At 41.9% G+C, this 12,871-nt stretch carries 11 protein-coding genes; 3 read left to right on the forward strand and 8 right to left on the reverse strand.

Going from position 1 to position 12,871, the window contains the following annotated elements:
- Window positions 1-5: 5 nt before the first annotated feature.
- From rfbB to AC13CS_RS15240, 6 genes are read right to left on the reverse strand one after another with little or no spacing between them, the layout of a single operon-like run.
- On the reverse strand, window positions 6-1,067 hold the full coding sequence (gene rfbB, locus AC13CS_RS15215) for a dTDP-glucose 4,6-dehydratase (protein ID WP_293166297.1): 1,062 nt from the start codon (window positions 1,065-1,067) through the stop codon (window positions 6-8).
- A gap of 57 nt (window positions 1,068-1,124) precedes the next feature.
- Window positions 1,125-1,901 carry a dTDP-4-dehydrorhamnose reductase gene (gene rfbD, locus AC13CS_RS15220; RefSeq protein WP_293166295.1) on the reverse strand — a complete coding sequence of 259 codons (777 nt, stop codon included), beginning with the start codon at window positions 1,899-1,901 and terminating at the stop codon, window positions 1,125-1,127.
- Window positions 1,902-1,960: 59 nt separating this feature from the next.
- Window positions 1,961-3,010, reverse strand: coding sequence for a hypothetical protein (locus AC13CS_RS15225; protein WP_293166293.1), 1,050 nt, complete (start codon window positions 3,008-3,010; stop codon window positions 1,961-1,963).
- Window positions 3,011-3,013: 3 nt separating this feature from the next.
- Window positions 3,014-4,702, reverse strand: coding sequence for a DUF6909 family protein (locus AC13CS_RS15230; RefSeq protein ID WP_293167256.1), 1,689 nt, complete (start codon window positions 4,700-4,702; stop codon window positions 3,014-3,016).
- 49 nt (window positions 4,703-4,751) lie between these two features.
- A complete protein-coding gene (locus tag AC13CS_RS15235) occupies window positions 4,752-6,251 on the reverse strand; it encodes a GH3 auxin-responsive promoter family protein (protein ID WP_293166291.1) in 1,500 nt (499 codons plus the stop codon).
- Window positions 6,252-7,121, reverse strand: a complete 870-nt coding sequence (locus AC13CS_RS15240) for a M23 family metallopeptidase (RefSeq protein ID WP_163624300.1) — start codon at window positions 7,119-7,121, stop codon at window positions 6,252-6,254.
- 166 nt (window positions 7,122-7,287) lie between these two features.
- Here AC13CS_RS15240 and tatA point away from each other — a divergent pair, with 166 nt between their 5' ends.
- The 3 genes from tatA (at window position 7,288) to AC13CS_RS15255 (ending at window position 10,141) form a co-directional block, all read left to right on the forward strand.
- Window positions 7,288-7,485: a twin-arginine translocase TatA/TatE family subunit gene (gene tatA / locus AC13CS_RS15245; protein WP_293166287.1), complete on the forward strand. Its 198-nt coding sequence runs from the start codon at window positions 7,288-7,290 to the stop codon at window positions 7,483-7,485.
- Window positions 7,486-7,702: 217 nt separating this feature from the next.
- Window positions 7,703-9,724 (forward strand): OmpA family protein, encoded by a 2,022-nt coding sequence (locus AC13CS_RS15250; protein ID WP_293166285.1) that lies wholly within the window; start codon window positions 7,703-7,705, stop codon window positions 9,722-9,724.
- Window positions 9,725-9,970: 246 nt separating this feature from the next.
- Entirely contained in the window at window positions 9,971-10,141 is a 171-nt protein-coding gene (locus AC13CS_RS15255; protein ID WP_293166283.1) for a DUF6747 family protein, read from the forward strand.
- Between the two features lie 80 nt (window positions 10,142-10,221).
- On the opposite strand, the gene AC13CS_RS15260 is transcribed toward AC13CS_RS15255, so the two are convergent.
- Entirely contained in the window at window positions 10,222-11,223 is a 1,002-nt protein-coding gene (locus tag AC13CS_RS15260) for a DUF4837 family protein (protein WP_293166281.1), read from the reverse strand.
- A gap of 12 nt (window positions 11,224-11,235) precedes the next feature.
- Window positions 11,236-12,837, reverse strand: a complete 1,602-nt coding sequence (locus AC13CS_RS15265; RefSeq protein WP_293166279.1) for a LysM peptidoglycan-binding domain-containing protein — start codon at window positions 12,835-12,837, stop codon at window positions 11,236-11,238.
- Window positions 12,838-12,871: the final 34 nt, after the last annotated feature.

Raw genomic sequence — 12,871 nt, forward strand, 5'->3', positions numbered from 1 at the left:
GTGTTTTATGCTTGATATTGCTTTTTATAATATTCCAAATAGTCTCCCGAGGTAACATGATCCAGCCACTCCTGATTGTCAAAATACCAATCTATGGTCTTTTCAAGACCTTCCTCAAATGTTACGGATGGCTCCCATCCCAATTCTTGGTTTATTTTGATGGCATCAATGGCGTACCTTAAATCGTGTCCCGGACGATCCTTTACAAAGGTTATCAGTTTTTCTGAGGAGCCTTCTTGTCTTTTGAGTTTTTTGTCTATCAATCGGCATAACAATTTGGTCAAATCAATGTTCTTCCACTCATTAAATCCCCCAATATTGTAGGTCTCTCCCTTTTTCCCTTTGTGAAATACCAAATCAATTGCCTTGGCATGGTCTTTTACGTACAACCAATCACGGGTATAATTTCCATCACCATAAACAGGCAACGGCTTGTTTTGTATGATATTGTTAATGAACAAAGGAATCAATTTCTCCGGGAATTGATTAGGACCATAATTGTTGGAGCAATTGGAAATAACATACGGTAATTTATAGGTTGCTCCATAAGCTCGCACAAAATGGTCGGAGCTCGCCTTTGAGGCGGAGTAAGGCGAGTTTGGATCATACGCTGTGCTTTCGGTAAAAAACCCCTCTTTTCCCAAGCTTCCATACACCTCATCGGTGCTTATGTGATAAAACAAGAAGTTTGGGTTGTTCTTGGCCAACTCCAACGAAGCGTTCAATAAGTTGACCGTGCCCAAAACATTGGTTCGCACAAAAGATAAGGGGTCCGAAATGGAACGGTCCACATGGGATTCTGCGGCCAGATGGATTACACCATCAAACTTATGTTTAGAGAAAAGTTCATTGATAAAATCGGAATGGGCGATATCCCCTTTTTCAAATGAGTAGTTCGGGGCTTCTTCAATAGCTATTAAGTTTTCCAGGTTTCCCGCATAGGTCAGCGCATCCAGATTAAAGATTTTGTAGTGATCGTACTTGGTTACGAACCGTCGAACTACATGGGAACCGATAAACCCGGCTCCACCAGTGATTAAAATATTTTTTGGAATACCCTTGTCCATGTAAGCTCCTTTATAACCCTATGTGCCTGTTTCCTAAAAAAGAAAACTCTTTGTTAATCATGAAAGAACACTGTTCTTTGGCCGCTTTGCGAAAGTACGATAATTCGGGTCCAAAACAAGCTTGACCTGGTCTGTTAACCCGTTTTCATCCAGTATTTGCTTGGCAAATTCATACCACGTCATTGGCTTCCCATCCGTAAAATGATATATGCCGAAGGCCTTTTTTTCCAACACGATTTCATTTAAAATGAATTTTGCCAATGCCTCCGTGTTGGTCGGACATCCTTTTTGGGTATCTGTAATGTACAAATCTTCTCCCGCCAGAGCCTTTTTTAAAATTGAACGATAGAAATTATGACCGTATTTTTTGCTGTACAACCAAGATGAACGAATTATATAGTGGTTCGGTAAAATCTCTTGAATAAACTTTTCTCCCCTTAGTTTGGACCTACCATATTCGTTGATAGGGTTGGTTTTATCATCAACAGTATATGGGCCTTCTTTTTCCCCATCAAAAACATAATCCGTAGAAATATGGATCAATGTGGTGTTATGGTCTCTACATACCTCGGCCAAATTTTTCACCCCTTCCGCATTGACCTCAAAAGCCTTTTCGGAGTACTTCTCTGCATCCTCTACATGGGTATATGCAGCGCAATTGATACACAAATCATAGTTTTCTTTTGAGAAAAATTTCTCCAGTTCTTTTGGTTTGGTGATGTCCAGTTTTTTGGATGTTTTGAAATCAAAGGAAACCTCTGGAAAATCATGGGCCTGTTCTTGTAATGTGAGGCCCAATTGACCCCCGGCTCCTGTTACCAAGATTCGCCTCATACCATTTTTTATTTTGATTGGCCCAATGTCAAAAACTACTTAACTCTCTAAATATTGGTCTATTTTTGGTTATATGTTTTGAGGTACCTGTTCAACGCAAGTAAGGCCAAAACTCCAAACACCAAGACCAACAACAATATGGGAAGTTTAAACTTATAACTGTTCCAAATTCCCTTTAGTTCCACCCCTCTTGTGGGAAAATCACTTATTACATTGATAATCGTGGATTTATTGGCCCGTTCTTTGTTCAAGGCAACTAATTTTTCTTTGAGAACATCTTTTTCTTGCACCAACTCCAACTCCCTGCCTTGTGAATCTGAACTTTCCGCAAGATTAATATTGGTCCCTTGCATAGGTTTGTCTGCCTCCTTAACCATTACTATTTTGTACAGGCTCTGTAGCGAGTCAATCTCGGCAAGCTGTTTTTTGTAGATTTCTTCCTGGAGGTCCAAGTTCTCATCGTTGATTCTTTTCTGAAGCTTAAAATATTGATTGACAGAAATCGAATTGATAATGGCCGGTTGCGCCTTTTTGGCCACCTTATTATCCGTACTTATTACAGAGATTTGATGGAACCGAGCATCCATCGAATTGAAATTTTTTAAATAGTTTTCATAATCAATTGCCTTAACCGTAGTAGTGTCCAAACCACGAATAAATTCATCAAAGAGCTTTATTTTCTGGTTCTCATCGGAATATGAATCGGTGAAAATTTCCTTAACACTGGCCGCTTCGTGCTCGGTAATGTTCAATGCCGTGGCCAAAGCTACGGAATCCTGCGCCTCTGCTAAATCATTATAAAAGGCTATATTATTGTACAGCTGCTGAACACTGTTGAAATTGGGTTCCACAACCATTCTGGAAATATACTTTTCCGGTAGGGTTTTGTCCAAAATAAATCCTCCAACCCCGCCAATGATAACGGCTGCCCCTATGACGATGATGTTTTTCTGTACAAAAATGAGGAACAGCATTGCCAAGTGGAAAACTCCTTTGAAAATGCTACCGATGAAATTGAAGAACTTCTGAAAACCCCTCCCGATCATCTGGAACAATTGTCCCAAATCTATTTCATCTGAATTATTCTGATTTACTGGTTGGTCTGCCATTTCCTATGAATTGAATATTTGTTTTAAAATCCTGTCCGTAATTAAATATGTGGGCTTGACCCCTGTTGTTCCCAGTCCACCAGAAGCCAAGGTACTTCCAGTTTCCAAGGGATTGTCCGACGCATAATAGGCGTAACGTACCTTAACATCCTTTTTTATGCTTTTTCGGATTTGGGATGCCGATTGTATCGCTTTTTGATAGTGCACCCCCTCCATTTCCAAACCTATCACGTTCCATGTGGATTCATGGAAAAATTGGAGGATGTCCCTATTCTGCAAGGATGTCCCCAAAACGGTAACCATGGTGCCTTCCATTACTTTTAGGCCATGGCCCTCAAAATCCGAGCCGTTAAGTTCGTTTTTAAAGGGGTAATTGTCAGCCGTTCCTTCAAAAATATGTGCCGAGGGAATCATTAAATCGCCTTTACCGCCTTCCAAAATACCAGCCTTTCCCATAATGGAAACCGAATCAACATTCAGGAAAACCTTTTCCTCCCCATACTCCATAGGTTTTAACAACTCATCTATGGTTTCATAGGCTTGTTCCCCAAAGGCATAGTCCATCACAAATATAACGGGTTTTTCTTCCTCCGAAATATCCTCTGGCAACTTATAGCAGCAACTCTGCTTTCCGAACTTGGCCGTATCAAAGATTTGAACGTCAATGTTTGCTCCGGATTCGTCGTCCAAAAAGATCATACCGTTCTTTTCGGCAAGATTTTTTACTTTTTTATTGAGGTTTTTATGCTTCTCGGAGCCCAATGCCTCATAAATGTCCAATGATTCGTTATCGGGAAACTCTTGGGCCAATGCCTTTTTGGCAAAAAGCGAGTTCATAACACTGTGCATGTTGGCACTGATGATATGTAGCGGCCTATCCAATAAGTTATGCTTTTGTAAGGTGCGTTTGATTTTATCGGCCCATTTTTCTCCATGGATGTGGTGCCCCAAACGCTCCCGCAACAAAGGGCTGAAGGTAATCGTTCTTTTATTGCCCGTAGTCTCTTCTTCGATGGCCAGCTTGCCCAACCAATACATCACGTTTAAGAAACGATCGGGATCCTTCGCGGTCTTTAATTTGTTTTGGATATCGACCACCTCATCAAAGGTCCTTCCCAAAATATTGGCACAGTGGATCAGGGCCACCTCTCGCTGGTCATTATCCTTTTCCTCGCTCAGCACAAACTCGGTAAGCTTGTCCCAATCACGAATGGTGGCATTGCCATCATCGACCAACACCCTTCTTGAGATTTTGCCCGACTCCACGAACAAAAAGGTAAGGTGGGTCAAAATATCATAGATATCGCTTCTGCCGCGTGTGATTTCGATGTTCATCTGCTCATCGTCTATTCGGTAGCAGTTTCTTCGCCTTTTGGGCGGTACAATGGGTTTTAAGTGTGATTTGGCAAAGCCCTCATCGGAAGTCAGATTGATGAAACGGCACTCCTCAATGCCTTCGGGCAAGCGTTCCAAGACATAGATAAGTCCGTTGAGTTCCGCCTTGTCCTCTGCAATGGTGCCGTAAATTTCTGGCCTTAGCAATAAAAGTGCATTTCGAAGTGCGTTGCCCGAAACGCCCGATGGTTTATAAAACCCACGGTTGAGCAAATGACGCATAGTGATGTACAAACGCTCGATTGCATTCGTGGACTCTTGTGCCCTGGTTGTCTGTTTTACTTCTGTTGCCATCATAACTTCTGGCAAAATAAGTGATTTCCTATAAAAATTAAACAGTTCTGGGTCAACTAATTTTAAAGGGATGCAATCCATCGGCCACTTTACGGTCGTTGGCAAGGCGCTGCACCTTGTTCTGTCCGCCCAATTTGCCTATGGATTTCATATAGTCTTGAAACCCATTTGGTTTGATGCTGCTGATTTTTAGGGGTTGAAGGATGTTCCCTTCGATCAGATCAAAATAGTAGCTGTTCTGTTTTTTCATGCTTTCTTCGATGATTTCAGAAAATTTCGTCCAATCTGATGGTTCTTTCTGAAATTCGATAAACCATTCGTGATAGGGAAGTTCTCCCTCTTTCGGGTTGGTCTGGGGTGCTACGGTAAATTCGTTTACCACCGCATCCGTTTGTTTCACGGCCAATTGCAGTGCCTCTTCAACTTCTTTTGCAATTACGTGTTCCCCGAAAGCGGAAATAAAATGCTTGATTCTCCCCGACACCACAATTTTGTACGGGGCTTTGGAAACAAACCGAACGGTATCGCCTAGATTATAGCCCCACAGTCCCGCATTGGTAGAAATTACCATGGCATAATCCACATCCAATTCCACATCCGCAATGGTCAATCGTTTCGGGTTTTCATCAAAAAACTCATCCGCCTTTACAAATTCATAAAAGATTCCTGCATCCAAAAGCAGCAACATTCCCTTTTGCTCTTGGGAATTTTGATAGGCGAAAAAGCCTTCACTCGCGGGAAAAAGCTCGATACTATCCACTTTTTTTCCGATCAGGTCCTCGAACTTGGCCCGGTATGGTTCGTAGTTGACCCCTCCATAAATGAACAATTGGAACTCTTTGAAGAGATCGCCCACTTTTTTACCCGTCTTGGCGTTGAGCCTTTCAAAATACATCTGCACCCAAGAGGGTATTCCCGCAATAACGGTCATGTTCTCCCTTTCGGTCTCCTCAACAATTTTGTCCACCTTGGTCTCCCAATCCTCAATGCAATTGGTCTCCCAGCTCGGCAATCGGTTTTTTTGGAGATAGTTGGGCACGTAATGGGCGGATATGCCGGAGAGTCTGCCCAATTTGATTCCATTTTTCTCCTCCAAAATGGGGCTTCCCTGTAAAAAAATCATTTTTCCATCCACAAAATCGGCGTTTCCGGTTTCGTGAATGTAGTTGAGGATGGCATTCCTTGAGGCTTCGACCTGGTTTTTTATAGATGGTTTGGTAATGGGGATATACTTCGCTCCGGAAGTGGTGCCCGAAGTTTTGGCAAAATAAATGGGTTTTCCCGGCCAAAGCACATCACTCTTGCCATCAATAATTTGTTGGATGTATCCTTTTAGTTCCTCATAATCCCGAATGGGGACCCGTTCCACAAAATCTTGGTGCGATTTTATACTTTCGAACTGATGGTCCTTGCCAAATACAGTGCTCTTGGCTTGGGCAACCAGTTGATTAAACACCTTTTGTTGGGTTTTTACGGGCCGGTTTACCCATTTATCGGTTTTTTTGGCTATCCGATTCGCAAATATTTTTGCTGCAAACGCTTTTAGGGACATTTAGTTGAAATCAATATAGTTTTGTGGATCAACAGGCTTTCCTTTTCTCCAAAGCTCAAAATGTAGGTGGGGCCCTGTTGTGAGCTCTCCCGTATTTCCAATGGATGCGATTACTTCCCCTGCTTTTACCAAATCGCCTTGGGATTTGCTCAAGGAACCATTGTGCTTGTATACGGAGGTTATTCCCTCTTGATGCTCGATAATGATTACATACCCTGTTTCCGTTGTCCATTCTGCAAATAAAACCGTGCCATCTGCAATGGATTTTACAGGTGTTTCCCTTGGTGCTACCAAATCAACGGCATAGTGTTTGGTCTTTTGGTCAAACTCTTGCGAGATAGTTCCGTTGACGGGCGAAAAGAACAGAGTTCCCAAGTTCTCGATATCTCTTTCAAAAAGATTGTATTTATCTTCCAGTTCCACTTCTTCCCTCAACAACAAATCTTGTTTGATCGGGGTAAGGTCCACGGAAGTTGGATCTAATTTATATTGTTCAAAAAGTGAGTCGCGATTTACTTGATTATTCTCGATATCTCCCCGCAGCACCTTTCTTACATTATCTAAATACCTGTTGGTATAATTAAGTACGGTGACTAACGAGTCCGTTTTATAGGTAAGCTCGGTGGCCTGTCGTTTTAACCTTGTGGAAGAATAGCCTGGAATATATTCCCTTAGCGGGGTAAGGGCAATGATCAAGGTGGTGACCCCTATCAAGACAATAATAAACAAAGTTCCAGTAACAAAAACATTAAGCCTGTTGAGCTTAAAGGATATCTTTTCCTCAAAGGTACTTTCGTTAAGAATTACCAAGCGATACTTGTGCAACAGCTTTCGCTTTATCTCTTTTCTTTTCTTTTTGTCCTTTGCCATGGTGAACAAAGATAGGCTTAGATTTTAATATGCATGTTAAGCTTTTTTAAAAAGCGTAGGGGATAAATTCCTAAAAATCATTTTCAAATGCTAATTTTCGTTAATCGAATGTGCTCTTCAACATCTTTTTAGTACTTTTACATTTCTAATCAAAGCATTTGAAGATATGATTTCTCAAACTATATTTCTTGGTATGTTAGGTCCCTGGCAGATTGTTTTGATCGTTGCCGTGGTAGTTTTGCTTTTTGGAGGCAGAAAGATTCCAGAACTTATGAAGGGCCTTGGAAGCGGAATCAAAGAATTCAAAAACGCTACCAAGGAAGACGAAAAACTGGAAGGCGAAACAAACGAGTCGAAATCCTAAATTGATTCTTGTGGCCTGAAATGCACTGTGTTTTTAATGGTTTTCAACCATCAACAACATCTTTTCTGCATTCAACGCCGCATATTCCCCCTTTCACAACAAAAAATTATCACCCCACTTACCATATCCTATTTTAGCGGTTGAAAATAAACTGTTAAGCCCCCTATGCTTAACCTCCAAATGAACCCAATCGTTCATTTGTGCAGATGGAGTGGTAATGAAAAGACTTATCTTACTTTTATTCTTCCTATGCTCTTTTGGGGTGTTTTCCCAAGAGATTGCCCTGTCCGAAATTGATGGGTCGTCCTCCTCTTCCAATAGATTTGCCCCTTCAGAAAACAGCGACTCCAATTTAGCAAACCATCAAGGTGGTCTGGGTGATAAAGGAAAGACCGAAAAACTTATTGCCTTAGGCAACGATTACTTTGATAAAATGTGGTACGCCAGAGCAGCTCGCGTTTTCGACATTGTTCTTGAAAAAACAGAGACCGAGCACACCTCAGCTTTGCTGTGGAAAGCAGGTGATTCACATTACTACACAGGAAATCTTGAAAAGGCTTACGAATGGTACCACGAGCTTTACCGACAACATCAAGAGGAAATGCATGAGGATGCTTATTTAAAATATGCCCAAACTTTAAAGGGAACAGGAAAGTATCGCAGGGCTGCAACCCTAACAAAAATCTTGCGGCAAAAAAGGGACGAGCCCTTAAATGAGCTTAATAAAATAGACCCTCGTACATGGGAAGGCGCCTACACCGTTAAAATCAAAAATTTGGGCATTAACTCCCGATATTCTGATTTTTCTCCCATGTTCCACAACGGTTCCGATATTGTTTATGCCTCTGCAAAGGACACCTTGTTTTTGACAAGTCGGCGTTACCGTCGTACCAATCAACCTTTCCTCGACCTTTACGTTGCAAAAAGCAAGAACAAGGAAGGTGACCTTTCCTCCCCGCGAAAATTTTCAAAAAAAATAAATACCAAGTACCATGAGGCCTCCATGGCATTTTCTCCTGACCAAAAAACCATTTATTTTACAAGGAACAACTATGGCAAACGTTTAAAAAGGGGCAAAAACGGTATAAACCACCTAAAAATATATCGTTCTCAATTTACCAATGGTGAATGGGGCAAGGCAGAAGAGCTTCCCTTTAACAGCGAAGATTATTCGACAGGCCACCCGACCATTAGTCCAGATGGAACAAAAATGTATTTTGTGTCCGATAGGCCAGGTGGTTTTGGAGAAACAGATATTTATGTTGTTGATATTATCGAAAACGGGGGCTTTTCTGAGCCAAAAAACCTTGGAAGGGCCATCAACACCGAAGACAAGGAAATGTTCCCATACGTTATAGAAAACGCCCTTTATTTTTCTTCCAACAGACCCATGGGCTTTGGTGGTTTGGATGTGTACAGATCTGATGGGGCAAATGGGGAGTTCGGCATAGGGGTCAACCTAGGCAAACCCATCAATAGTAACAAAGATGATTTCTCCTATATTGTTGATGCTACGGGCGAGCGAGGCTATTTTGCATCCAATCGCAAAGGTGGCAAGGGTGATGACGATATTTACTCCTTTAAATACATACTCAACCTAAATGCCATTGTCGGCACCGTTGAAAACGAGTCAACAGGTGAAGCCGTGAACAAAGCCAATATATCCTTGTACAGCAACGAAGGCAAGCTGATAAATGAAACCGTCTCGGACACAACTGGCAACTATTTGTTCAAAAACCTTGATTCAATAACAAACTACACCGTTGTGGCCAAGAAAAAAGGGTTTGTTAGGGACAGTATGACCGTGGAAACCAAGAAAAACGAAAATATTTCGGTAACCCAATACTTAAAGAAACTTGTTGAGGAAAAACCAATAGTTGATCTGTTTGAGCCCAGCGATGTATACTTTGATTTTGATAGTTTTAAAATCACCCCGCGTTCCGCTCAAGAATTGGATAAGCTCGTTGCCTTATTAAAAGAGAACGAAAACCTGTCCTTAAAAATCGCATCCCATACCGATGCCATTGGCCCAGAAGTCTACAACAAATATCTGTCCGACAAGCGCGCCAAATCTACTCGTGATTACCTTGTTTCCCATGGAATCGACCCTTCAAGGATCATTAGTGCCATTGGTTATGGCGAAGAACGTTTGTTGAACGATTGTTCCAACGGAACACCCTGTGCTCCGGACCAACATCGTTTAAACAGAAGGTCAGAATTTATTCTGGTCTCTGAATAAACCGGCCCAACCATTTTGATCAATCCGTTATTTTTCTTTTTCGCTTTCAAATGCAGTTTGTCGATATTTCTGTCCTCTTGACTGCTTATGGCAATATGCGTTTTATCGATCAAAGCGCCGTACTTGTGGATTCTGGAGCTTTACCTAAGGCTTTCAACCTGTTTTTACCGCCTTTTGTCCTTTAGTTTTCCTCCCTCCTACACAAAATCAAACCTTTGGCTTGTCTTTAAACCTTAAATCATACTTATGAAAAAACTACTACTTGTCAAAGAAATTTATGTTGAAGGGTTCCGCAACTTGGGACACTTTATCGTAGAAAAATATTTTAAAATTTTCGCTTGGTTCAGTTTTATCTTGTTCTTTATAGTGCTTTATGCCTTTATTTACAGGATATCCACAGGCTTTGCATTTGATTAACCCCCCTAAGCTTTAAAAGAACAAAAAAGGCCCGAACTATAAAAGTTCTGGCCTTTTTGCTTTGTGTTAACTATGTTTTTCTAGTCAGCCGCAGGAGTAGCTGGCTCAAAGTCCACCGTTTTCAATATCGCCTCCAGCTCAAACATATAATCTCTTTTGGCTTCTGAAGGGGCAAAGGTGAACCCCTCGATAATCATTTTGCGATTGTTTTCCTTATCGTTGATGATATAGGTTAAAAACGGGCCTGCCATCGGATATCCGTGGATTTCCCAGACTCCTTTTACCTCAGCGGCCTTTTTGCCTCCAATCTCAGCTGGAAACACATAGGGCGCAAAAGCTTTCTCCGTAATCATGTAGGTGTTTTCATAAGGTCCAGGAATGTACTTTTCACCTATGGAATCTCTCATTTTTACAATGTCCTCAACAAAAGTGGAATCGTTGCTGAAGTAATCCCACGGCATTTCGTAAGCAATGATGTTCATGGTGCCTTTCGGAATCTGAATATCCATCCAAACAAAGTTGTCCTCTCTTTTCCCAACCTTATAAAGTGACGGGACGTCGAGTTGAATTCCAAACTCTTCTTCCAATGCTTTGTCCTTGCTTAAGGAGCGTTCAAAACGCCTTTGCGCTTCGGCAATCTCGTTTGCCTTGAATTCTTTTATGGCCCTATCGGCCAAGGAATCCAAGTTTTTGATCATCACTTCCTCGGTTGGCCCGGTTACCACGGCTACTTTTTGTGGCTTTGCGTATGCATCGTCCTTTATGTGCGCCAAAGAAGTTGAATCTTGCTCTACATATAGAATGGACCTGGAATGTGTGGTTGTGCCCTTAAAAACTTGGGGGGGCACTTGGGTAAGGGTAAATTTGGGCTCTATTTGTGGCAAACCAACAATTTGTGCGGCAAATTCGTCCCTTATTTTTTCTCCTACGGGACCTCTCCAAAGCTCGGTGTCCATTATAACCATTAAGGAGTTGATGCCTCCTGTGGATGGCGGAAGAAATTTTTTCTTTGAACCTGAGTTCTTACAAGCTCCCAATGCCAACAAAGCTGTGGCAATCAATAGTATTCCTAATTTTTTCATCTTGTGTTAAATTTACGAAGAACAATCACACAATTTAAGTTTTGTGCCCGGTTTTAGGTTATTCCCACTAATACCGTTCCATTCTCGTAAATTCTCTATAGAAACTCCAGGATATTTTTTGGAAATCGTCCAAAGGGAATCTCCCGAGCGTACCGTATGAATTTTAGATCCGCTTACAACAGCTCCCGAAGACTTTGAGCTACTACTCTTTGAATCATTTTTGGCGATATACGGCTTTCTTGGATAAATGGTCAAACGTTGGCCAATACGAAGATTGTTGCTTCGCAATCCGTTCCATCTTTTAATTTGACTGACCCCGACGCCGTAACGCTCTGCTATCTTGCCCAAATAATCTCCGCTCTTCACCCGATAACGAATCTGGTCTTTGGCCGTAACCATATTGGGCAATGGTTTTTCCAAAGAGTCCAATTCCTTCTTCACATAGGCATAGATTTCTTCTTCATTGGATACAAACTTGCCGATTTTGGATTTTGGTAAGCGCAACGCATAATCTTTTCCCTCAACTTTTGGTATGATGTTGAGTTTATAAGCAGGATTCAACATTTCAAGTTCCTCCGTGCTAATGTCCACCAGCTTGGAGATTTGATCAAAGGTGATCAAGTTTTTTACATGAACGGTATCTGTCTCAAAATAGGGGCGCTCCGCTTTTTTGTATTGCAACCCATGCTCCTCGGCATATTCAAAAATGTACATGGTGGCCAAGAAAGCTGGAAGATACCCTGCCGTTTCACGTGGAAGAAAGGGCCTGATGTTCCAATAGTTTTCATATCCACCGGAACGGCGTATGGCCTTGTTTACATTTCCCGGGCCCGAGTTGTATGCTGCCAATGCCAAATCCCAGTCCCCAAAAATACCGTACAATCTGGAAAGGTATTTGCTCGCGGCTTTGGTGGCCATTATGGGGTCGTGTCTTTCGTCCACATAGCTGCTTACATCCAGTCCGTACATTTTGCCCGTGCTGTACATAAACTGCCAAAGCCCCTTGGCGCCCACTCTGGATCTTGCCTTTGGATTAAGGGCGGATTCCACGATCGCCAAATATTTAATTTCCAAAGGAATGTTCTGGTTGTCGAGCTCTTGTTCGAACAGAGGAAAGTAAAATTGAGAGGCCGTAATCATGCGCTGCATCAAATCCCTTCTTCGTGTCAAAAAAGATTTGATCACACTCTCCAAAGATGAATTATAGGTAATGTTGAACGGTGTTTTTGCATCCAATCGAGCCAATCGAGCCTTTAAGGTATCCGTTGGCAAATCCACAACAACAATGGAATCGTGTTCAGGGCCTTTCTGAATTTCCAACAACATATCGCTGAACAAATCCGCATTGCTGTGAAGCTCGTTCAACCAAAGGCTGTCGTATTTCCATGCCTCTTCTAGGTCATGCAACCTAAACTTTCCATCCTCGTGGGTTTCCAAGGCCATGAGCTGGCCATCAATTTTAATATGGGATACTTGAACAGCCGGATTTTCATCCTTTTGAAGTGCTGTGGAATCCTGCTCCGTTCCCGTGGTGTTCGCTTTTTGTTGCGCACTTAAAAATGGAGCTGCGGACATGATGGCCGCAAAAACAACTATTTTCAATTTCTGGCTCATTTGGACAAGGTTTGATTTTGGGACTAACGAAAAT

Source organism: Flagellimonas sp. B-3, assembly GCF_056857835.1.